Origin of the sequence: Nocardioides sp. NPDC004968 (assembly GCF_040608935.1) — a bacterium.
Classification (GTDB): domain Bacteria; phylum Actinomycetota; class Actinomycetes; order Propionibacteriales; family Nocardioidaceae; genus Nocardioides.
In genome coordinates, this window is record NZ_JBEXJF010000003.1 from 326295 (window position 1) to 347911 (window position 21617).

A 21617-nucleotide genomic window follows, 5' to 3' on the forward strand; every position below is an offset into this window, starting at 1 on the left:
CCCAGGCTGTATGGAGGTCCTTTCGCAGTTTCGTGTCAGTTTCGTGTCACTTCCGGCGGGCAGGCCACCACGAGTCGGCCTCCCACCCGTTCGGGTGAGACGATGCGAGACGTGCAAGAGGCAGCCAAGCGAGTGCTCATCCTGGAGGACGACTACGGGCTGCGTACCTCCCTCCGGCTCTTCCTCGAGCAGGAGGGATACGTGGTCGGTGAGGCCGACGATGCCGAGATCGCCCTCGATCTGGCCGCCGCGGAGCCGTTCGACGTGATGCTCGTCGACCTGATGCTCGGCGGCATCGACGGCTTCACCTTCATCCGCAACGTTCGCCCGCGGACGACCGCTCCGATCATCGTGATCAGCGCGCGAGACGGATCCAAGGACGTGGTCGCGGCGCTGGAGGCAGGAGCAGACGACTACGTACGCAAGCCGTTCGACGTCGCCGAGGTCAGAGCCCGGATCAAGGCCGCGCTGCGGCGCCCTGACTACCCGGTCGCTCCCACCTCGGGCGGCTACACCCCCATCGGGGGTGTCGTGCTCGACTCGACCGACGGGCCGCTGGTCTTCGACCCGGCGGCCGCCACCCTGCGTCGCGGCCCCGAGGATCTGCACCTCACCAGCACCGAGTTCAAGCTCCTGCTGGCGCTGGCGACCAGCCCCGGCCGGGTGATGACCCGCGAGAACCTGGTCAACCAGATGTGGCCCGAGGGCCACCACGGTGACGTCCGGGTGGTCGATGTGCACGTCAGCCGGTTGCGCAACAAGGTGGACAACGACCCGGTGACCGGCCGGGTCATCTCGACGGTGCGTGGACTGGGCTACCGGCTGGATCCGCGATGAGCCGGCGGCCGGTCCTACGCGGGCTTCGCGCCAACGTCGTGGCGGCCTTCGCTGCCGGCGCCCTGTTGATCAGCCTGATCCTCGCCTTCAGCACCTACTTCTCCGCGCGGCACTACCTGATCGTCCAGCGCGAGCGGAACGCACTGCAGCAGGCCTACATCGACGCTGCCCTGGTCAAGGAGCGGCTGCGCACGAACGGCGTGAACGTCGCCGAGGTCCTGTCCGAGATCGCCCCGCCGAGGCGAACCACGGTGTTCGTCCACCAGGACGGCCAGTGGTATTCCTCCGATCTCACCACGCAGGTCCACGACGCCACCAGCAACGTCGCGACCAGCGTCGAGGCCGGAGAGGTCGCGCTGACCTGGACCGATACCGGCAACCGGCCCAACATCGTGGTCGGCGTCCCGCTCGAAGGGGTGGACGCCGACTACTACGAGGTCACCCACGCCAAGGAGCTCAGCGAGACCCTCGACACGATGGGTTACTCGCTCGCGATCTCAGCGGCCATCACGACCCTCGCCGGCGGAGTCCTGGGGTGGTACGCGGCCCGGCGGGTGCTGCGGCCGCTGCGGCAGGTCGCGCTGGCCGCCGCCAGGATCTCCGCCGGAGAGCTCGACACCCGGGTCGAGGCGACCGACGACCCCGATCTGGCGACCCTCACCGGGTCGTTCAACACGATGGTCGACACCGTCGTCGAGCGCCTCGACCATGACGCCCGCTTCGCGGCCGACGTCAGCCACGAGCTCCGTACGCCGGTCGCCACCCTCACCACGAGTCTCGGTGTCCTGCAGGGCGACAGCACGCTCTCGCCGAGCTCGGCGACCGCCGTCGGGCTGATGGCCGGCGAGCTTGACCGGTTCCGCGGCGCGCTCGAGGACCTGATCACCCTGGGACGACTCGACGCGGGCGTGCGCGAGTCGGAGTGGGAGGTGCTGGGTGTCGCGGACCTGGTCGCCGCCACCCTCGCCGAGGCCGAGATCGACGACAGGGTCACCGTCGACGTCCCCGCGGATCTCGCGATCTATGCCGACCGGCTCCAGGTGCACCGGGCGCTGGCCAACCTGGTGCGCAACGCGGAGACCCACGGCGGCGGCCTGACCGCGGTGCGCGCGATCGCACGCCGCGGCTACGCGGAGATCCATGTCTCCGACTCCGGACCCGGCGTCCCCGCCGCCGAACGAGAACGCATCTTCGACAGGTTCGCCAGGATGGGCGCCCGCGGCGCGACCACCGGGAGCGGGCTGGGGCTGAGCATCGTCGAGCAGACCGCGCAGCTCCACGACGGCTCGGTCTGGTGCCGCGAGGCCGACTCCGGCGGCGCCGACTTCGTGCTCTCCTTCCCACTGGCGCCCACGGCGAGGACCGCCGCGGCTCGCGAGACGACATGAGGGCGGTGCGTACGTCCTGGGCGGCGGGCGCCGCCGGCCTGCTCCTGCTCGCGGTGACGTCGTGCGGAGTCCCCGATGACGACGAAGTACGCACCGTCGACCCTTCGGAGGTGCCGTACCACCTGCTCGAGGACGTGGACGAGGTCCCCTCGGGCGCGGGGAGCGGTCTCGCCGGTCCCCGCCTCTACTGGGTCGACGCCGAGGACCGGCTCGTCGGCCGGCCCGCGGCGAGCTTCTGCGCGAAGACCCTGAGGGGGGTCGCCAAAGACATCCTCGACCAGCTCGGCGACGGACCCTCGGCGCGCGATCTGGGCTCCGGGCTCGGCACGGCCCTGCCTCCGGAGAGATGGCTGAAGCTCGTGGCGATCACCCATCGCACCGCCCACCTCCGCGTCTCCCTCGACGACACGCTCGCCACCAACCGGGTCGTGCTCGCGACGGCGCAGACGGTGCTGTCACTGACCTCGATCCCCGGCGTGGACCAGGTGGAGATGGAGTACGACGCCGGGCCGCTGCAGGTTCCGCGGTCCTCCGGTGAGCTCGCCGACGGACCGCTGCGGCACGACGACTACCGCAGCCTGCTCGCCGACCCCGCCGAGCAGCCCAAGGACGAGTCGCTCGAACCCAGCGACCTCTGCCCGGGCTGACCTGACTCCCCGGCGGTCTCAGACGAGACCGAGGACTTCCTCCAGGCCGACCGTGAGCCCCGGCCGCGAGCCGATGCCGCGGATCGCGGCGAGCACGCCGTGGGCGAAGGAGGCGTGCGAGAGCGAGTCGTGACGGATGGTCAGGAGCTCGCCGACACCGCCGAGGATGACCTCCTGGTGGGCGACCGATCCGGACATCCGCAGGGAGTGGACCGGGATGCCGTCCACAGAGGCCCCACGGGCCCCGTCGAGGGCCGAGGTGGTCGCGTCGGGCGCCAGGTCCACCCCGGCCTCGCGGCGCGCCGCAGCGACGAGCTCGGCGGTCCTGCGTGCCGTGCCCGAAGGGGCGTCAGCCTTCCGCTCGTGGTGGGTCTCGACGATCTCCACCGACGGGAAGTGGGCGGCGGCGAGCTCGGCGAACCGCATCATCAGCACCGCGCCGACCGAGAAGTTGGGCACCACCATCGCGCCGACGCCCGGGCTCTTCGCCAGCCAGGTCTCGAGCTGCTCGACGCGGTCGGGCCCGAAGCCCGAGGTGCCGATCACCGTGTGCACGCCGTGGGACAGACAGAACTCCGCGTTGCCCATCACCGCCTCGAGCGTGGTGACGTCGACGGCCACCTCGGCACCGGCGTCGGTGATCGCCGAGAGCTCGTCGTCGCGACCGATCCTGGCGACGAGCTCCAGGTCGTCAGCGGACTCGACGGCCTCACAGACCGCCGAACCGAGCTTTCCACGTGCACCGAGAACAGCCACCTTAGTCATGAGGCCACACCTTATAGATCACGCTCCAGCAACGATCGACCACCATCCGGTGAACAAATTGCGAGGCTTGTTCAGAGCTTGTCGAAGGGGCTGTGCGCGGAACCGTATGAGGATCTGGCAGTCTTGGACCCATGGTGGTGCAGACGATCCCTGCTCGGATCCGTTGGGCCGTTGATTTCATGGACATTCAACCGAACGATCATGTCCTTGAGATCGGCTGTGGCCCGGGGGCTGGTGCCGAGCTGATCTGTAGCCGGCTGGAGACCGGAAAGCTGTTTGCGATCGACCGCTCGGAGTCGGGTGTCGATCGTACGAAGCGACGCTGCGCGAAGTACCTGGAGGCAGGACGCCTCACGGTCCGCCAGATCGACCTCGCGACGCTGCGGGTCCCGGTCAAGCGGCTGACGAAGGTGTTCGCGTTCAACGTCAACCTGTTCTGGGTGCGTGACGCATCCGCCGAGATAGCGCTGCTCCACGAGCGCGTGCTCCCCGGCGGCACGGTCAACCTCTTCTACGAGGCCACCCAGCGAGAGCAGGTCCCCGAGATCATCGAGAAGTCGAGCAAGGCCCTGGCCGACGCCGGCTTCCGCGTCTCCATCGTCGACTCCAAGGTCCCCGCCGCCGTCGGGATCATCGGCAAGCGGTAGTTCTCTGCGTCCACATAGCGAGACGCCTCGCCGAACTGGGCGGGCAGTTCTTGGGGTTGTGGGGTGTTTCAGTGCCCGTCAACCCCAGGAATACCCGGTCGACCGGGTATTCCTGGGGCGACGTCAGGCCGGTCCGACGACGGCGAGGATCTCGGGCCGGGTGAGGATCTCGGCCGCGACCTCACGGCACTCCTCCAGAGTGACCGCATCGATCCGCGCCAGCACCTCGTCGATCGAGTAGAGCTCGCGGTGGACCAGCTCGGCGCGGCCGATGCGGGACATCCGTGACGCCGAGTCCTCCAGGCCCAGCACGAGGCCGCCGCGGAGCTGGCCCTTGCCGAGCTCGAGCTCCTCGGCGGTGATGCCGTCGCGGGCGACGGCGGCCAGCTCGGAGCGTACGACCTCGAGGACCTCGTCGAGCTTGGCCGGCAGGCAGCCGACCTGGACCCCGAAGAGACCCGTCTCGGCGTGGCTGTAGGCGTAGGAGAAGACCGAATAGGCCAGGCCCCGGTGCTCGCGGACCTCCTGGAAGAGCCGTGAGGAGGTGGCGCCGCCGACGGCGGTGTTGACCACCTCGAAGGCGAAGCGGCGGTCGTCGCCGCGCTGCAGACCCTCTCGGGCCAGGATGACGTTGACCTGCTCCAGCGGCCGCTGGGCGCTGATCTCGCCGGGTGCGACCTCAAGCGGCGACCCCTCACGCGGAGGCACCGGCGCGGCCGATCCCCGCAGGAAGCCCGAGCCGGAGAACGCCTTCTCCACCATCGCCACGACCTCGTCGTGGTCGACGTTGCCCGCGACCGAGACGACCATCCTGGGCGCCACGTAGTGGGCCCGGTAGAAGTCGTTGATCTCCTCGCGGGTCAGCGCGGCGATCGAGGCCTCCGTTCCGGCGATGCCCCGCCCGAGCGGTGTCTCGGCACCCCACGCCTGCGCGGAGACGAGGTTGTGGATCACGTCGTCGGGGTCGTCGTCGTGCATCGCGATCTCGTCGAGGATCACGTCACGCTCGGCCTCCACGTCCTCCCCCGTGATCAGCGAAGAGGTCAGCATGTCGCCCACGACGTCGATCGCCAGCAGCAGGTCGACGTCGAGCACCCGCGCGTGGAAGCACGTGTACTCCTTGGCGGTGTAGGCGTTGAACTCCCCACCGACGCGGTCCAACGAGGAGGAGATCTCCAAGGCCGTACGCGACGGGGTGCCCTTGAACAGCAGGTGCTCGAGGAAGTGGGAGCAGCCGTGCTGACGCGCGGTCTCGTCGCGGGACCCGACGCCGATGAAGACGCCGATGGCCGCCGAACGGACCCCGGCCATCTGCTCGGTCACGATCCGCAGGCCCGAGGGATGGACCGTGCGGCGTACGAGCGACGTCACCGCGCCGTTGACCTCGGTCTGCTCGAGCGTGACGGTGGTGCCGGGCTCCTGGTTATAGCCGGAGGACCGGCCGACACCTGCGTGTCGACCGGTCCCCCGGGTGGTGCGTGACACCAAGGTCACTCCTCGTCTGCGGCCTCGGTGGCGGTCTCCGCAGGAGCTTCCTCGGAAGGAGCCTCCTCCTCGAGCACCGGGGCCAGCGAGAGCTTGCCGCGGTCGTCGATCTCGGCGATCTCGACCTGGATCTTCTGGCCGACCTCGACGACGTCCTCCACCGACTCGACCCGCTTGCCGCCGTTGAGGGCGCGCAGCTTGGTGATGTGGAGCAGGCCGTCCTTGCCCGGGAGCAGGGCGACGAACGCGCCGAAGTTGGTCGTCTTCACGACCGTGCCGAGGTAGCGCTCGCCGACCTCGGGCATGGTCGGGTTGGCGATCGCGTTGACCGCCGCACGGGCGGCCTCGGCGGCGTTGCCGTCGGTCGCGCCGATGAGCACCGTGCCATCGTCCTCGATGGAGATCTGGGCGCCGGTGTCGTCCTGGATCTGGTTGATGACCTTGCCCTTGGGCCCGATCAGCTCGCCGATCTTGTCGACGGGGACCTTCACGGTGATGATCCGCGGGGCGGTCGGGGCCATCTCGTCCGGGGTGGAGATCGCCTCGGACATCACCTCGAGGATCGACAGGCGGGCGTCCTTGGCCTGGTTGAGGGCCTGCGCGAGGACCTCGGCCGGGATGCCGTCGAGCTTGGTGTCGAGCTGCAGCGCAGTGACGAACTCCGCGGTGCCGGCGACCTTGAAGTCCATGTCGCCGAAGGCGTCCTCGGCACCGAGGATGTCGGTGATCGCGACGTACTTGGTCTCGCCGTCGATCTCACCCGAGATCAGGCCCATCGCGATGCCGGCGACCGGAGCCTTCAGCGGGACACCGGCCTGCAGCAGCGACATGGTCGAGGCGCAGACCGAGCCCATCGAGGTGGAGCCGTTGGAGCCCATCGCCTCGGAGAGCTGGCGGATCGCGTAGGGGAACTCCTCGCGGCCCGGGAGCACCGGCAGGAGGGCGCGGCGCGCCAGGGCGCCATGGCCGACCTCGCGGCGCTTGGGCGAGCCCACGCGGCCGGTCTCACCGGTGGAGAACGGCGGGAAGACGTACTTGTGCATGTAGCGACGGTGCTTCTCCGGGGAGAGCGTGTCGAGCTGCTGCTCCATCTTGAGCATGTCGAGGGTGGTGACGCCCAGGATCTGGGTCTCGCCGCGCTCGAACAGCGCCGAGCCGTGGACCCGCGGGATCACGCCGACCTCAGCGTGCAACGGACGGATGTCGGCCAGGCCACGACCGTCGATGCGGACCTTGTCGCGCAGGACCTGCTCGCGGATGGCCTTCTTGGTGATGGCCTTGTACGCCGCACCGATCTCGCCCTCGCGACCCTCGAACTGGGCGCCGATCTTCTCGAGCAGGGCGAGCTTGATCCGATCGCCCTCCTCCTCGCGCTCCAGCTTGGTCAGGACGCGCTCGCGCGAGCCCTTGACGCTGTAGAGGTCGGTGACATCGGCGCCGACGGTGGCCTCGACGGCCTCGTAGACGTCGTCCTGGAAGTCCAGGAAGACCGGGTAGTCCTGCACCGGCTTGGCCGCCTGCTTGGCCAGCTCGGCCTGAGCCTCGACGAGCTGCTTGATGAACGGCTTGGCGGCGTCGATACCACCGGCCACGATGGCCTCGTTCGGGGCCTGGGTGCCGGACTGGACGAGCTCCCAGGCGACCTCGGTGGCCTCAGCCTCCACCATCATGATGGCGACGTCACCGGTGTCGGTGACACGGCCGGCCACGACCATGTCGAAGACGGCGTTCTCGAGCTGGCTGTGCGACGGGAAGGCGACCCACTGGCCCTCGATCAGGGCGACGCGAACGCCGCCGACCGGGCCGGAGAACGGCAGGCCGGAGAGCTGGGTGGACATGGACGCGGCGTTGATCGCGAGCACGTCGTAGGGCTGGTCGGGGTCGAGCGCCATGACGGTGATGACGACCTGGACCTCGTTGCGCAGACCCTTCTTGAAGGTCGGGCGCAGCGGGCGGTCGATCAGGCGGCAGGTGAGGATCGCGTCCTCGCCCGGGCGACCCTCGGAGCGGAAGAACGAGCCGGGGATCTTGCCCGCGGCGTACATCCGCTCCTCGACGTCGATCGTCAGCGGGAAGAAGTCGAAGTGCTCCTTCGGGGTCTTGCCTGCGGTGGTCGCCGAGAGCAGCATCGTCTCGTCATCGAGGTAGGCGGTCACGGAACCCGCGGCCTGCCGGGCGAGCAGCCCGGTCTCGAACTTGACGGTGCGGGTGCCGAACTTGCCGTTGTCGATGGTCGTCTCGACGGCAGTGATGACTGGTTCAGTCAAGGATTCGTCCTTGTCTAGGTCTCGGAGCGCCCCCGCGCCGGGCATGTGCACTCGTTGTGCACGGGGCCGGTCTTCGATCGAGACCCTCAGGTCGGCAGAACAGACCTGGGAATCACTACCGAGGACCGAGCCGGACGGGCGGGCCGCTCCTGGTGATGTGTTTCGTTTTCCGAGTGCCCGCGCCGCTGGCGCTAGCACTCATCGCTCAGCCTATCCGTCCCCTGCCCGAAATGCGGAACGGAGGCACGCGCGTGCCTCCGGCGGGGCATCACACGACGGTGACGGGGTGACGTACGACGGCGTCGAAGAGGTAGCCGCCGGGATTGTGGGAGGCGACGTCGGGCTGGCTGCGGCCGGCCCGGTCGGTGGCCCGGACGAGGATCTCGTACGCCCCCGGCTCGGGGTTGCGCCAGGTGTGGTCCCACTGCGCCCAGCCGAGGCCGTGGCCGCCGGTCGGGCGGCCCGGCGCGTGCGGAACCGCCCGCGCCCAGGTCTCTCCCCCGTCGGTGCTGATCTCGACAAGCGCGATCGGCGCGGCACCGGACCAGGAGCGGCCGCTCAGCACGATCCGGTCACCGGCCGGGATCTCGGCGTTCCACTCGAGCTCGAGGGCGGAGCGGACCGGGTTGACGGTGAGCGGGCCGTCGACGTTGTACCACTTCGTGTCCCACGGCGAGGTCAGCACGCTCGTGGACACCTCCAGCGAGCCGAGCCACTTGATGCTCGCGATGCCGATCCAGCCGGGCAGCAGCAGCCGTAGCGGGAAGCCGTGGTCGGGCAGCAGGTCCTCACCGTTGGCGCCCCAGACGAGCAGGGCGTCGTCGAAGGCCTTCTCGATCGGGAACGGGCGCCGCACCCGGCCGTAGTCGACACCCTTGTCCACATAGCCGGCGTCGAGCCCGCTCGCCTGCACCGAGACCGCGTCCTGACGGATGCCGGCGGCGGTCAGGACGTCCGCCAGGCGTACGCCCTTCCAGCGGACCGCACCCACCGCGCCCAGCGTCCACTTGGTGCCGCTGACCTCCTGGCCCTGCTGGGTGAGGAAGAAGCTGCGGCCGTTACCCGTGCACTCGTGCACCGAGGTCGTCTCGACATGCCGGAAGGCCTTCAGGTCGTCGAGGGTGAGCCGGACGCCGGCAGGGTCGCGCAGCCCGTCGCCGAAGATCTCCAGCTCGTACGTCTCGGGGTCGATCTGCGGGGTCGCGGTGTGGTTGCGCACGAAGAGGTCGGCCTGCGGGGTCAGGTAGCGGCGCGGGTCGACCGAGTCCCAGCGGGTCTCGGCGTTGGTGCCGTAGTCGATGAACCGCTCGACTGGCAGCGGCTTGAGGATCGCGGGAGCACCCGCGGCGGCGCCGGCCGTCACCGAGTCAGTGACCTGGGTGGTGCCCACCGCTGCCGCCCCGAGCGCCGCGGTGGTGAGGAAGGTGCGTCGGTTCAGACCTGGGGACGTCATGCCGGGATATTAACATGACCAACTTACTCTTGTTTAGGTTTCGCCAGCCGGCTCGGCCACCAGATCCGGTCGCCGGCATCGAGGTTGATGGCGGTGACCAGGATCGACCGGACGATCATCGTGTCGAGCATGACCCCCAGCGCGACGGTCACCCCGATCTCGGCCAGGAAGACCATCGGCAGCGAGCCGAGCACCAGGAACGTCGCGGCGAGCACGACGCCCGCCGAGGTGATCACGCCACCGGTCGAGGTCAGGCCGACAAGCGACCCCGCCCGGGTGCCGAGGACCTCCGCCTCCTCACGCACCCTCGTCATCAGGAAGATGTTGTAGTCGATGCCCAGCGCGACCAGGAACACGAAGGCGAACAGCGGGAACCCCGGGTCCGTGCCGGCGAAGCCGAAGACGAACTCGAAGAGCAGCACCGAGATGCCGAGTGCCGCCCCGAACGACAGGATCACCGTGCCGAGCAGGATCAACGGGGCGAGCAGCGCCCGCAGGAGCACCATCAACACCAGCAGCACGACCAGCAGGACGATCGGGATGATCACCAGGTTGTCGCGCTGACTGGCGTCGAGGGTGTCGAGCATCATCGCCGAGGTTCCGGTGACCAGCGCGCCCGAGCCGTCCGCCTCCTGCACCGCCGAGCGTGCGGCGGCCACGATGTCGTACGCCTCGGGCGAGGTCACGTCCGCATCGACCACCGCCGCGATCGCGACGACGCCGTCCTGCGGCGGGCCGAGCGGGAAGCTCACCATCTCCCCCGCCGGGGTCTCGGTGGGCACCAGCCCGTCGACGCCGTCGAGCGCCTGCTGCACCTGCGCTTGCGCCGCCGCGTCGGCGACCACGAGCAGCTGGTTGGACTGGTCGGCCATCTCGTGATCGACCAGCACCTGCTGGCCGGTGATCGAGTCGAACTCCTTGGTGTAGGTCTCGTCCGATGCCAGTCCGTTGGCGTCGAGCCGGAACAGGCCGAGGCAGGCGAGGAGCAGGAGGCCGGTCGTCACCACCCAGACCCTGCGCGGCCGGACCGAGACCATCCGGCCGACTCTCGCCCACAGTCCGGTATCGGTCGGGTCCTCCGACCCGAACGCCGGACGCTTCGGCCAGAAGACCCAGCGGCCGCAGATGACCAGCAGGGCAGGCAGCAGGGTGACCATCGCCAGATAGGTCACCCCGATCCCGACGGCCACGACCGGCCCCATCCCGGAGGTCGAGTTCATCTCCGCGAAGGTCAGACAGAGCATGGCCAGGGCGACCGTCACGGCGCTGGCAAGGATCGCCGGGGCGGCACGATGCAGGGCATGCGCCATCGCGTCGTGACGGTCCTCGAAGTTGCGCAGCTCCTCGCGGTAGCGGGAGACCAGCAGCAGGGCGTAGTCGGTGCCGGCACCGATCGCCAGGATGCTCAAGATGGCCTGGCTCTGGCCGTTGACGGTCAGCCCTGCCTCCTTCGCCAGGAAGTAAACCAGGCCCATCGTCACGCCCAGGCCGACCACCACCGAGACGATCGGGAAGAGCCAGAGCACCGGGCTGCGATAGACGAACAGCAAGATGACCACGACCACCGCGAGCGCGGCCAGCAGGAGCGTCGTGTCGATACCGCCGAACGCCTCCGCCGCGTCGGCCGCGGAGCCACCCTGGCCGGTGACGTGCAGTCGTACGCCGTCGTGGTCGGCGATCCCGCGGACCTCGTCGACGAGGTCGGGCATCTTGTTCCAGCCGTCGGAGCCGAGGTCGAAGGTCACGGTGAGCTGGGCGACCTCGCCGTCCTCGGACAACCGCGGCGGCTCGATCTCGCCCTCGACCCCGTCGAGACCGCCGAGCTCGGCGATGTCACCCGAGGCGACCGCAGCGAGGTCGGCTCCGGTGGTGGTGGTCGAGGTGTAGACGAGCGTGGTGGGGATCGCGTTGGGGTTCTGGAAGGGGCTCATCTTGTCGAACCCGCGGGTCGACTCCGCCGACTCCGGCAGCCAGGAGCTGGCCTCGTTGTTCTGCACCTCGGTCAGCTTCCCTGCGAACCCGCCGAGGGCCACCACGGCGAGCAGCCAGAACACGACCACGACGTACTTGGTCTTCGGCCCGGTCAGTTTGCCCGCAATCTGTCGATGCACGGGCTCCACACTGCGCCTGATTCACCCGAGAACGGTCAGGAATGCCCACTCGGGCCCAACCTTCCCTAAAACAGGCGAACGGGCCGCCCCCGTAGGGGCGACCCGCTGCGTACGAAGATCAAGAGATCAACGACGAAGACCGAGCTTCTCGATGATCGAACGGTAGCGCTCGATGTCCTTCTTCTGAAGGTAGTTGAGAAGGCGGCGGCGCTGGCCGACGAGCAGCAGCAGGCCACGACGGCTGTGGTGGTCGTGCTTGTGCTCCTTGAGGTGGTCGGTCAGGTGGGAGATGCGGTGCGACAGCAGCGCGATCTGCACCTCCGGCGAGCCGGTGTCACCCTCGGTCGTGGCGTACTCGGCGATGATCTTCTTCTTGGTCTCCGCGTCAGTTCCAACTGCCATGCGAAGGCTCCCTTCCGGCCCGTGGGCCTACTCGTTGCGCGGCGCGCCCGGGCCTGTTCACCGGGGCACTCTTGGTCCGCGGCCGATTTCACGGCTTGAGCCGCCGACCCCCATGGGTCGACAACCCGAGAAGATTAACAGCGAGCCGGCGTACGCCCCGAATCGCCGCCGGATCACGCCACGATCACGAGACGCGCCACCAGCCGGCGCAACCTCCACCAGAACTTCATCACTCTCCCCCTCGCCTCTCCCACCATTGGGTTCGACGCTGTGGAGCCGGGTTCGGTTGCATCGGTCAGCTCATGGTTTCCCAGCGGCGCTCGGCGAGGCGCTCGGCGAGGCGCTCGGCGAGCTCGCCGTGATCCCGGGAAGCGACGCCTTCGGTACGGTCGCCAGCGGCGGCTCCTGGATCGCCGGTGCGTCCTCGCTCCCGTCCGCGAACGCGTTCGGGTCGAGCGCGGTGCCCGGCTGGACCCGGCTGGGCAGCGGGAAGACGTTGTAGAGCTGCGCGGCACCGTTGGACCACGGGTAGAAGATCCGTGGCTGCAGCGGCTCACCGGTCATCTCGTCGGTGCAGACGACCTCGGCCATGTCGAGCTCGTCGCCGGTGACCGGCGGGAGCGGAGCGGCGCTCGTCGAGGTGCAGTCGGGCTGGGTGACGACGTCGATCGGCTTCCCCTCCTGGTCGAAGAGCTGGACGCCGGTCAGCGGCTTGCCCGATGCGTCGTACGGGTAGATGTTGCTGACCCACTTCCCGTCGGAGTAGATCCCAGCTTGCTCATCGATCGGGGCACCGTAGCCGCTGCCTCCTCCGGCCTCGTCGAAGCCGTCGCTCCAGCCACGGTTGTAGTCGGTGCCGCCGCTACCCCCGCTCGCCCAGGCCATGAAGAGCACGAACGCGGCGAACGTGTTCAGGCCCAGGAGCACGACACGTGCGGCGGTCCCCCGCTCACCACCAGGCCAGACGCGACCGGCGCCGATGAACATGCTGACCGCCACCGCGACGATGAGGAGCAGCACGGCCGGAGCGCTCGACATGCTCCACCCGAACATCGCCGAGACCAGCCAGGCCGCGGCCCAGGCACGCACGATCCACCACAGCGGCCGCAGCCAGGCGACCACGGGCCCCAGGTCCGTACGCAGCAGCTCACCGCCCTTGGCGACCGCCGCGTCGAAGCGGTCGTGGCCGGCGTCCAGGAGCCCGTCGACCCACTCCGCGAACCCGCGAGGCGCCTTCACGCCCACGGGGATGCCCGCGGCGGCCCGCAGTTCCTTGGCGTACTCGACCGGGTCCCCGAGCGCGTCGGGACCGCGCTCCTCGACCAGCTCGGTGAAGTCGGCCTCGAGCCCGTCGGTGATGTCGCTGAGCACCTCCGGGTCGAGGTCGTCGAGCTCGCGGCGTACGCGAGCCAGGAAGAGCCGCACCTCCGGCGCGACGTTCGGCTCGGCATCTGTGGTCGTCATGCGCTTGCCCCTCGGAGGATCTCGGTGACGGTGGTGGAGAAGTGGGACCAGTCCTCGCTCTGCTGCTTGAGCTGGCCTTGGCCGGCAGGTGTGATGCCGTAGTACTTGCGGTGCGGACCGGACTCCGACGGGACGACGTAGGAGGTCAGGGCGCCGGCGGCGTACAGCCGCCGCAGGGTGCCGTAGACCGAAGCGTCGCCGACGTCCGTGAGCCCGCTGTCGCGGAGCTTGCGGACGATGTCATAGCCGTACGCGTCCTCGCCGTCGACGACGGCCAGGACGGTCAGGTCGAGCACCCCTTTGAGCAGCTGGGTGGTATCCATGCTTGGCACACTACTACGCAGTGCGCACTACTTGCCAGAGCATTGCACCGCGCGCCGCCGAGGAGCTCAGCGACGTCGAGCAGCCGGCCGAGGATTCGGGTCGACTAGGACCGGCCGCGTACGTCGCGGACGAAGTCCTTCCAGGCGGCCGTGTCGCCGGCCGGACCGGTGGCCCGGGTGGGGCCGGTGAAGGTGCGCACCTGAACGGGCTGAACGGGCTGAACGGGCCGCCCCGACGGCGAGGCCGGCGCGAGGCGGGTCTGGGCGGTCGGCACCGCGACGCTGGCGCGCAGCTGCTGGCCGTAGCCACCCGGCGCTCCCCCAGGTCCGCCGGGACCGCCAGGACCCGCGGGACCACCAGGGCCGCCGGATCCGCCGGAGATGAGCGAGGACATCGGCGTGTACTCCTCCACCTCATCGCTCTTGCCCGGCACCGCGAGCCAGATCAGCGCGATCAGGAACCCGGTCGCCCACCCGTAGGTCAGTCCGTACGCAGCACCCGACTCGAGCGCTTCGCCGAGCGTGGCCACGAACGACGCCGAGCTGCCGGCGAGGTAGGAGTAGAGGCTCCCGGCGACCTGTCCGGCGGCGGTGGCGACGATCGCGGCGAACCAGCAGCCGAGGAAGACCGGCCAGAACGCGCGCGGCCAGATGCCGATGGTGCCGAGCCAGGTCAGCAGCCAGGTGAGCACGAAGACGGTGCCGGTGAGGACGGCGGAGTTCACCAGGTCGTCGCCGGAGAAGAGGCCGCTGAAGGAGCCGTCGCCGAAGTAGGTGAGCCGGTCGCCGAGCAGCGCGGCCACCCAGCCGGCCGAGTCGGTGCCGTTCTCCTCCATCCAGGTCGAGAACGGCGCGGAGCCGGAGAGGAACTGCAGGACCCAGAGGCCACCGGTGACCAGGACCGCGTTGAGGAAGGCCGGGATGCCGCCGCGGGGGCGCTCGGCCTCGACCTCGGTCTCGTAGGCGGACGTTGGGGTGGGGTGGGGATCCATAGCCAACAATTCAACCGCACCTGGACCCTGCTGAACAGGCCGCGGGGTCTACGGCTCGGTAAGACCCTGCTGAAGGATGGGTCGCGCCCGCACCACGTCGGCGCGCATCTGCTCGACGAGCGCGTCGATCCCCTCGAAGGCGACCATGCCGCGCAGCCGTTCCACGAAGGCGACCTCGACCTCGACGCCGTAGAGCTCCAGGTCGTCGCGGTCGAGCACATAGGACTCGACCCGGCGCCCGACCACGCCCTCGAACGTGGGGTTCGTGCCGACCGAGATGGCGGCCGGGAACCGCTCGCCGGTGTCACGCCTCGTCAGCCAGCCCGCGTAGATGCCGTCGGGCGGCACCGCGGTCAGCGAGTCGGTGGGCACGTTGGCCGTCGGGAACCCGAGCTCGCGGCCACGCTGGTCGCCCTTCACGACGACGCCGCGCACCGAGTAGGGACGGCCCAGCGCCTCGGCGGCGCCGGAGACGTCACCGGTCGCCAGACACGTACGGATGTAGGTCGAGGACCACACCTGGGGCCCGCCGTCGAGCGGGATCCCCTCGGCGGAGAAGTCGTGGATCTTGCCGTAGGCGACCAGGTCGGCCACGTCGCCGGCGGCCTTGCAGCCGTAGCGGAAGTTGGCGCCGACCACGCACGCCTCTGCGTGCAGCGCGTCGACAAGCACGCGCTGGGCGAAGTCGTCGGGTGACCAGTTGGCCATCTCCATGTCGAACGGCAGCGCGAGCACCGCATCGGCACCGGCCGCGAGCAGGAGCTCGGCGCGCTCCTCCATCCTGGTGAGCACACCGGGGGCGTGCTCGGGGCGCAGCACCGCCATCGGGTGCGGGTCGAAGGTGACCGCCACCAGGGTGAGCTCCTTGGCGTCCGCCACCTCGCGCCCCCGGCGCAGCACATGCTGGTGCCCGAGATGGACGCCGTCGAAGTTGCCGACCACGACACAGGTGCGGCCGAGGTCGGCGGGCACCTCGCTCAGACTTCTCCAGAACACGTCGCCAGAATATCCACCCTCGGTCCCCTTCCCGGGATCCGGGCCACCTGACAAACCAAGCAGAACGCGTTCCACCGCGCCGAGCCGTCGCCCCTGCGGGCCGAGACGTCAGCCGACGAAGACGGCGGTCGCCTTGGCGGTCTCGGGTCCGACCGGCTCGTAGAGCGCGAGGAACTCGCCGTCGGGGGCGAAGACGGCGGTGAGCCCGTCGACGGTGATCTTCAGCTTCCGGCCGAAGCGGACGTCCTGCGCCTGCTCCTCGGAGAGGTCGTAGGGGGCGAACGCGGCGCGGGCAGCCTCTGCCAAGGGGAGCGCGGCGAACTCGTCGCTGAGCTCGTCGAGCGTCTTGGCGACGTCGAGACCGTAGGGCCCGACCGCGGTGCGGCGCAGCATCGTCAGGTGGCCGCCGACCCCGAGCTCCGCACCGACGTCGCGGGCGATCGCCCGGATGTAGGTGCCCGAGGAGCAGCGGACGGAGATGTCGACGTCGACCACGTCGCCCTCGCTGCGGATCTCGCCGACGGTGAGCTCGTGCACCGTGACCGGCCGGGCCTTCAGCTCGACCTGCTCCCCGTCGCGTACGCGCTGGTAGGCGCGCTTCCCGTCGACCTTGATCGCCGAGACCGCGGTCGGCACCTGGAGGATGTCGCCGACCTGGGTGGCGAAGGTGCTGCGTATGCGCTCCTCGTCGAAGCCCGCGGCAGAGCGCGTCTCCACTACCTCGCCCTCGGCGTCATCCGTGGTCGTCGAGACGCCCAGCCGCACCGTCGCCGAGTAGGACTTCTCGGTCAGCATCAGGTGGCCGAGGAGTCGGGTGGCGCGCTCCACCCCCAGAACGAGTACGCCGGTGGCCATCGGATCCAGGGTGCCGGCATGCCCGACCTTGCGGGTGCCGGCCAGCCGCCGTACGCGCGCGACGACGTCGTGGGAGGTGACCCCGGCAGGCTTGTCGACGATGACGAGACCTGACGGAGCAGTCACTCCTCGTCGTCCTCGTCCCACACATCGTCGTCCTCGCGCGGCTTCTTGTAGGGGTCGGCCTCACCTGCGTAGGTCTCCCCACGCGCAGCGGCGACCGCGTCGTCCTGTGCCTTGGCGCGCGCGAGCACGTCGTCGAGGTGGCGGGCGGTCTCCGGCAGCGCGTCGTGGATGAACTCCAGCGTCGGCGCGGTGCGGGTGCCGAGCTGCTTGGCGACCTCGGAGCGGATCAGCCCCTTGGCCGACTCCAGCGCCGCCGCCGTACCAGCGAGCTCGGCCTCCGAGTCTGCTCCCAGCACTGTGTAGAAGATCGTCGCGTTCTGGCTGTCGCCGGTCACCCGCACATCGGTGATGGTGACGAAGCCGATCCGGGGATCCTTGATCCGCCGCTCCAGCATCTGAGCGACAACGACCTTGATCCGGTCAGCGATCCGACGAACCCGTGGGCTACTCATGTTCACACTCTCTCAAATAATCGAAGCAAATCGAGACGTTGGCCGGGCCGCGACTGCGACCCGGCCAACGTCAGAGGCTCATCTTCAGCCTCGGGGAATCTCCACCATCTCGAAGGCTTCGATGATGTCGCCTTCCTTGATGTCCTGGAAGTTCTTCAGGACCAGACCGCACTCGAAGCCCTCGCGGACCTCGGAGGCGTCGTCCTTCTCGCGGCGCAGCGAGGCCAGGTCGAGGTTGTCGGCCGCCACGGCGCCGTCGCGCAGGACGCGAACCTTGGCGTTGCGGCGGATGAGGCCCTCGGTGACCATACAACCGGCGATGTTTCCGGTCTTCGACGAGCGGAAGATCGCACGGATCTCCGCCTTGCCGAGGACCTTCTCCTCGTACTCCGGCTTGAGCATGCCCTTGAGGGCCGCCTCGATCTCCTCGATCGCCTGGTAGATGACCGAGTAGTAGCGGATCTCGACACCCTCGCGATCGGCCAGCTCCGTCGCCTTGCCCTGCGGGCGGACGTTGAAGCCGATGATGATCGCGTCGGAGGCAGCAGCCAGGTCGACGTTGGTCTCGGTGATCGCACCGACACCGCGGTCGATGACCCGGATGGAGACCTCGTCGCCACCCACGTCGATCTTGGCCAGTGCGTCCTCGAGCGCCTCGACCGAACCGGACACGTCGCCCTTGAGGATGAGGTTGAGCTCCTGGCTCTCGCCCTTCTCCATGGAGGCCATGAAGTCCTCCAGCGTGCGGCGTACGCGGCGCTTGGCCTGCTGCGCGGCACGCTCGCGTGCCTCGCGCTTCTCGGCGATCTGGCGAGCCATCCGGTCGTCCTCGACGACCAGGAAGCTCTGACCGGCACCCGGCACCGCCGAGAGACCCAGGACCATCGCCGGACGCGACGGGGTCGCCTCGGTGATCTCGTGGCCGTACTCGTCGATCATCGCGCGGACACGGCCGTGGGCCGGGCCGGCGACGATGGACTCGCCGACGCGCAGCGTGCCGCGCTGGACCAGGATGGTCGCGACGGGGCCGCGACCGCGGTCGAGGTGAGCCTCGATCACGATGCCCTGCGCGTCCTGGCTGGCGTTGGCCTGCAGGTCGAGCGAGGCGTCGGCGGTCAGCACGACGGCCTCGAGAAGGCCCTCGATGTTGATCCGCGACTTGGCCGAGATCTCGACGAACATGGTGTCGCCGCCGTACTCCTCGGGGATGACGCCGTATTCGGTCAGCTGGCCACGGATCTTGGTCGGGTCCGCCTCCGGCTTGTCGATCTTGTTGATCGCGACCACGATCGGGACACCAGCCGCCTTGGCGTGGTTGAGCGCCTCGATCGTCTGCGGCATCACACCGTCATCGGCAGCGACCACGAGGACCGCGAGGTCCGAGGACTGCGAGCCACGGGCACGCATGGCGGTGAACGCCTCGTGACCCGGGGTGTCGATGAAGGTGATCTTTCGCTCTTGGCCGTCGACCTCGGTCGATACCTGGTAGGCACCGATGTGCTGGGTGATGCCACCGGCCTCGCCCTCGATGACGTTGGCGTCACGGATGGCGTCGAGCAGCTTGGTCTTACCGTGGTCGACGTGACCCATGACGGTGACGACCGGCGGTCGGACCGTCCAGTCGGACTCGTCGCCCTCGTCGCCGAGCTCGATGTCGAAGGACTCCAGCAGCTCGCGGTCCTCGTCCTCGGGGGAGACGACCTGGACGATGTAGTTGAGCTCCTCACCGAGCAGCTCGAGGGTCTCGTCGTTGACGGACTCGGTCGCGGTGACCATCTCACCGAGGCCGAACAGCATCTGCACCAGCTGAGCCGGGTCGACGTTGATCTTCTCGGCGAAGTCGGTCAGCGAGGCGCCACGGGCGAGACGCACGGTCTCGCCGTTGCCCTTGCGTACGCGGATGCCGCCGATGGTCGGGGCCTCCATGGCCTCGAACTCCTGGCGACGCGCCCGCTTCGACTTCCGGCCACGGCGCGAGGGACCACCCGGGCGACCGAAGGCACCCTGGGTCGTTCCGCGACCACCGGGACGACCGGCACCGGGGCGACCGCCACCGGGACCGCCGCCGAAGCCGCCGCCACCAGGACGACCGGCACCGCCGCCGCCACCGGGACGACCCGGAGCACCAGCACGACCACCGCCGCCACCGGGACGACCCGGAGCACCGGCACGACCACCGGGACCGCCACCAGGACGGGCACCGAACGCGGCCGGGGACTTCGGCATCATCGCCGGGTTGGGACGCGGCATGCCGGGACGGCCACCTGCCTGGCCACCCTCACGGGCAGCAGCAGGACGCGGCGGACGCTGGTCGCCGCCGGCCGGGGCACCGCCCTGGCCACCTTGACCCTGGCCTCCACCCTGGCCGCCGGGACGCGGACGCCCCATGCCCTGGTTGGAGGAGAACGGGTTGTTGCCCGGGCGCGGAGCGCCGGGCTTGCCGACCGGACGCGGTCCGGGACGACCGGCACCACCGGTGCCACCCGCGCCACCGCGAGCCGCGGGGGTCTGCGGACGGGCGCCGGGCTTCGGGGCACCAGGCCGGGGCGCACCCGGCTTGGGAGCGGCCGAGCGGCGGTCACCGGACGGCGCAGCGTTCGGGGCGGGCTTGGGAGCGGCCGGAGCAGCGGACGCCGCGGGGGCGACCGGCGGAGCCTCGGCCTTCTTGGCCGGGGGCTTCGGGCCGGGCTTGGGCGCAGCCGACTTGGACGCCGCGGGCGCCTCAACAGGCTTCTCGGGCGCCGTCTCCGCAGCCTTCTTGGGGGCCGCGGGCCTGGGAGCTGCCGGCTTGGGGCCGGGCTTGGGGGCGGCCTTCTCGTCCGAAGACGCGGAACCACCCTTGCCGCCGGCCTTCAGGCCGGGGCCGATCTCCTTGCGGAAACGCATCTCCGCAGGGAGCTCGACGGTCGAGCTCGCCGACTTGACGAACTCACCCATCTCCTTGAACTTCTCGAGAACGAACTTGCTCTCGACTCCGAACTCTTTGGCGAGTTCGTGGACTCGGGTCTTAGCCACGTTTCTCCTTCTGGCCACAGACCCAAATCCGGGTTGAAACTGTGACCACTAATGGTTGTAGAACACGCTCATCGCGAAGTACTCATCGAGTGCTCATGAGCTTTTGCTCCAGTTCCTGGTCAGTTGACCGTCGGCGACGGTCGTGGATGTGTGGCGCGTGTCGAGGTAGTCCTCCACCGGTGCGCTGGAAAGCCCGCCCTCGGCCCCCCTGCCTTTCGGGAACAGGGCCCGGGTGAACGCCTTCCGGCGCACCGCGAGTTCGTAACACTCACGCGTGGGGTGCACATGCGCCCCTCGCCCGGGTGCGGTGGCTGTCGGATCGGGCACCACGGCCAGCTGGCCGTTGCGGTCCGAGCCGGCGGTCACCCGCAACAACTCGCGCTTGGCGGCTCGCTTCCGGCAACCCACGCACGTACGGACAGGTCCGTTCTGCGTAGTTTCTTCGAGGCGTGCCACCGATCCTTAACACTACCGCTTCCGGGGTTCGGTAGACGAAACCGGGGCACAGGTCGTTCTTATTCCGTGACCCGTCCTCACCACATGGCGGCGATCACAAGACCGCGGCGATCTCCGGCCAGGCCCGCAGGCCGAGCTCGCGGTCGGCCGTCTCCGAACCACCCCACGCGAGCCGCTGGCTGAGCGGGAGCACCGGCTCGCCGGGCAGCACGACGCGGTGGCCGGCGTCGGGATGGGTGACCACGACCGTCTCCAGGTCGTGGGCCGTACGCCGCCGCCGGACCGCCTCGGCGGCGAGGACCGAGGGCCACAGCTCGTCGCCTCCCCCGGCGACCAGGACGACATCACCGGCGATGCGCTCGACGGGGATGGTCGCGGCGGGCACACGGTCGGCGTACTTCTCCAGGGCCGAGAGATACGCCTCGCAGAACGACGGGAGCTCCCCGCCTGCCTCCTTCACCGCGTCCTCGACCGCCTCGTCGTCGAACGGCACGAACGGCACCTGCTCGCCGCGCAGCGTCCACGAGGACCGCTGCGGGCGCTCGTCGCTGAGGCCCGCCCAGGAGACGTACGTCGGGGAGATCCCGACCACCGCGTCGATCTCGGGATGCAGGGTGCCGAGCAGAAGCGCGGCCTGGGCCCCCCAGGACGTCCCGAGCACCACCAGCCGCTGATAGCGGGAGAGGAGGTCGGCGAGGACGTCGTCGAACGTCTCGAGCGGTATCAACCGAGCCTCGCCCGGCTGTCCGGGACCGCCGAAGTAGCGGATCGACGCCGCAGCCACCCCGTGCGAGGCGAGCATCCGGCACCGGTCGGTCTCGATCCGCCCCGACGACCCCGACAGCACGAGTACGCCGGTGGTGGCCCCTTCCGGCTCCAGCAGGACGCCCTCGGAGCCGGTCAGAGTGGTCTCACGCACGCTCGCCATGCCGCACA

At 69.6% G+C, this 21617-nt stretch carries 19 protein-coding genes; 4 read left to right on the forward strand and 15 right to left on the reverse strand.

Annotation, left to right across the window (positions count from 1 at the left end; genetic code table 11):
• The first annotated feature begins 102 nt into the window (after positions 1-102).
• From ABZU72_RS06250 to ABZU72_RS06260, 3 genes are read left to right on the forward strand one after another with little or no spacing between them, the layout of a single operon-like run.
• On the forward strand, positions 103-837 hold the full coding sequence (locus tag ABZU72_RS06250; protein WP_355017997.1) for a response regulator transcription factor: 735 nt from the start codon (positions 103-105) through the stop codon (positions 835-837).
• On the forward strand, positions 834-2225 hold the full coding sequence (locus ABZU72_RS06255; protein ID WP_355017998.1) for an ATP-binding protein: 1392 nt from the start codon (positions 834-836) through the stop codon (positions 2223-2225). The genes ABZU72_RS06250 and ABZU72_RS06255 overlap by 4 nt, the downstream gene beginning before the upstream one ends.
• Positions 2222-2872 (forward strand): GerMN domain-containing protein, encoded by a 651-nt coding sequence (locus tag ABZU72_RS06260; RefSeq protein ID WP_355017999.1) that lies wholly within the window; start codon positions 2222-2224, stop codon positions 2870-2872. The genes ABZU72_RS06255 and ABZU72_RS06260 overlap by 4 nt, the downstream gene beginning before the upstream one ends.
• An 18-nt stretch (positions 2873-2890) precedes the next feature.
• Here the strand turns inward: ABZU72_RS06260 and dapB are convergent, their stop codons facing one another.
• Positions 2891-3637, reverse strand: coding sequence for a 4-hydroxy-tetrahydrodipicolinate reductase (gene dapB, locus ABZU72_RS06265; RefSeq protein WP_355018000.1), 747 nt, complete (start codon positions 3635-3637; stop codon positions 2891-2893).
• Between the two features lie 179 nt (positions 3638-3816).
• On the opposite strand from dapB, the gene ABZU72_RS06270 reads away from it, so the two are divergent.
• Complete coding sequence (locus ABZU72_RS06270; RefSeq protein ID WP_336738557.1) at positions 3817-4284, forward strand: class I SAM-dependent methyltransferase; 468 nt, start codon at positions 3817-3819, stop codon at positions 4282-4284.
• Positions 4285-4407: 123 nt separating this feature from the next.
• Here the strand turns inward: ABZU72_RS06270 and ABZU72_RS06275 are convergent, their stop codons facing one another.
• From ABZU72_RS06275 to ABZU72_RS06340, 14 genes are all read right to left on the reverse strand, one after another.
• On the reverse strand, positions 4408-5769 hold the full coding sequence (locus tag ABZU72_RS06275) for a pitrilysin family protein (RefSeq protein ID WP_355018001.1): 1362 nt from the start codon (positions 5767-5769) through the stop codon (positions 4408-4410).
• A gap of 5 nt (positions 5770-5774) precedes the next feature.
• Entirely contained in the window at positions 5775-8036 is a 2262-nt protein-coding gene (locus tag ABZU72_RS06280; protein WP_355018002.1) for a polyribonucleotide nucleotidyltransferase, read from the reverse strand.
• 268 nt (positions 8037-8304) lie between these two features.
• The gene (locus ABZU72_RS06285) at positions 8305-9489 is read right to left on the reverse strand and encodes a molybdopterin-dependent oxidoreductase (RefSeq protein WP_355018003.1); all 1185 of its coding nucleotides are present in this window, start codon (positions 9487-9489) and stop codon (positions 8305-8307) included.
• Between the two features lie 23 nt (positions 9490-9512).
• On the reverse strand, positions 9513-11600 hold the full coding sequence (locus ABZU72_RS06290) for an MMPL family transporter (RefSeq protein WP_355018004.1): 2088 nt from the start codon (positions 11598-11600) through the stop codon (positions 9513-9515).
• 126 nt (positions 11601-11726) lie between these two features.
• Positions 11727-12002 carry a 30S ribosomal protein S15 gene (gene rpsO, locus ABZU72_RS06295; protein ID WP_008363208.1) on the reverse strand — a complete coding sequence of 92 codons (276 nt, stop codon included), beginning with the start codon at positions 12000-12002 and terminating at the stop codon, positions 11727-11729.
• A gap of 300 nt (positions 12003-12302) precedes the next feature.
• Positions 12303-13466 (reverse strand): hypothetical protein, encoded by a 1164-nt coding sequence (locus ABZU72_RS06300; protein ID WP_355018005.1) that lies wholly within the window; start codon positions 13464-13466, stop codon positions 12303-12305.
• Complete coding sequence (locus tag ABZU72_RS06305) at positions 13463-13789, reverse strand: PadR family transcriptional regulator (RefSeq protein ID WP_045548854.1); 327 nt, start codon at positions 13787-13789, stop codon at positions 13463-13465. The genes ABZU72_RS06300 and ABZU72_RS06305 overlap by 4 nt, the downstream gene beginning before the upstream one ends.
• Positions 13790-13893: 104 nt before the next feature.
• Complete coding sequence (locus ABZU72_RS06310; RefSeq protein WP_355018006.1) at positions 13894-14781, reverse strand: hypothetical protein; 888 nt, start codon at positions 14779-14781, stop codon at positions 13894-13896.
• A 48-nt stretch (positions 14782-14829) separates the two neighbouring features.
• Positions 14830-15777: a bifunctional riboflavin kinase/FAD synthetase gene (locus ABZU72_RS06315; RefSeq protein ID WP_355018007.1), complete on the reverse strand. Its 948-nt coding sequence runs from the start codon at positions 15775-15777 to the stop codon at positions 14830-14832.
• A 108-nt stretch (positions 15778-15885) separates the two neighbouring features.
• Complete coding sequence (gene truB, locus ABZU72_RS06320) at positions 15886-16758, reverse strand: tRNA pseudouridine(55) synthase TruB (protein ID WP_355018008.1); 873 nt, start codon at positions 16756-16758, stop codon at positions 15886-15888.
• The gene (gene rbfA / locus ABZU72_RS06325) at positions 16755-17216 is read right to left on the reverse strand and encodes a 30S ribosome-binding factor RbfA (RefSeq protein WP_355018009.1); all 462 of its coding nucleotides are present in this window, start codon (positions 17214-17216) and stop codon (positions 16755-16757) included. The genes truB and rbfA overlap by 4 nt, the downstream gene beginning before the upstream one ends.
• A gap of 78 nt (positions 17217-17294) precedes the next feature.
• Positions 17295-20225, reverse strand: coding sequence for a translation initiation factor IF-2 (infB, locus tag ABZU72_RS06330; protein ID WP_355018010.1), 2931 nt, complete (start codon positions 20223-20225; stop codon positions 17295-17297).
• A gap of 93 nt (positions 20226-20318) precedes the next feature.
• Positions 20319-20681: a YlxR family protein gene (locus ABZU72_RS06335; protein ID WP_355018011.1), complete on the reverse strand. Its 363-nt coding sequence runs from the start codon at positions 20679-20681 to the stop codon at positions 20319-20321.
• A gap of 94 nt (positions 20682-20775) precedes the next feature.
• The gene (locus ABZU72_RS06340; protein WP_355018012.1) at positions 20776-21609 is read right to left on the reverse strand and encodes an alpha/beta fold hydrolase; all 834 of its coding nucleotides are present in this window, start codon (positions 21607-21609) and stop codon (positions 20776-20778) included.
• Between the last annotated feature and the right edge of the window lie 8 nt (positions 21610-21617).

What these genes read in the sequence shown, in the direction of transcription:
- ABZU72_RS06340 (WP_355018012.1), bottom strand. Translation starts at nt 21,609, where the DNA reads ATGGCGAGCGTGCGTGAGACCACTCTGACCGGCTCCGAGGGCGTCCTG.
- ABZU72_RS06300 (WP_355018005.1), bottom strand. Translation starts at nt 13,466, where the DNA reads ATGACGACCACAGATGCCGAGCCGAACGTCGCGCCGGAGGTGCGGCTC.
- ABZU72_RS06270 (WP_336738557.1), top strand. Translation starts at nt 3,817, where the DNA reads ATGGACATTCAACCGAACGATCATGTCCTTGAGATCGGCTGTGGCCCG.
- ABZU72_RS06310 (WP_355018006.1), bottom strand. Translation starts at nt 14,781, where the DNA reads ATGGATCCCCACCCCACCCCAACGTCCGCCTACGAGACCGAGGTCGAG.
- ABZU72_RS06285 (WP_355018003.1), bottom strand. Translation starts at nt 9,489, where the DNA reads ATGACGTCCCCAGGTCTGAACCGACGCACCTTCCTCACCACCGCGGCG.
- ABZU72_RS06250 (WP_355017997.1), top strand. Translation starts at nt 103, where the DNA reads ATGCGAGACGTGCAAGAGGCAGCCAAGCGAGTGCTCATCCTGGAGGAC.
- dapB (WP_355018000.1), bottom strand. Translation starts at nt 3,637, where the DNA reads ATGACTAAGGTGGCTGTTCTCGGTGCACGTGGAAAGCTCGGTTCGGCG.
- ABZU72_RS06305 (WP_045548854.1), bottom strand. Translation starts at nt 13,789, where the DNA reads ATGGATACCACCCAGCTGCTCAAAGGGGTGCTCGACCTGACCGTCCTG.
- ABZU72_RS06255 (WP_355017998.1), top strand. Translation starts at nt 834, where the DNA reads ATGAGCCGGCGGCCGGTCCTACGCGGGCTTCGCGCCAACGTCGTGGCG.
- ABZU72_RS06260 (WP_355017999.1), top strand. Translation starts at nt 2,222, where the DNA reads ATGAGGGCGGTGCGTACGTCCTGGGCGGCGGGCGCCGCCGGCCTGCTC.
- rpsO (WP_008363208.1), bottom strand. Translation starts at nt 12,002, where the DNA reads ATGGCAGTTGGAACTGACGCGGAGACCAAGAAGAAGATCATCGCCGAG.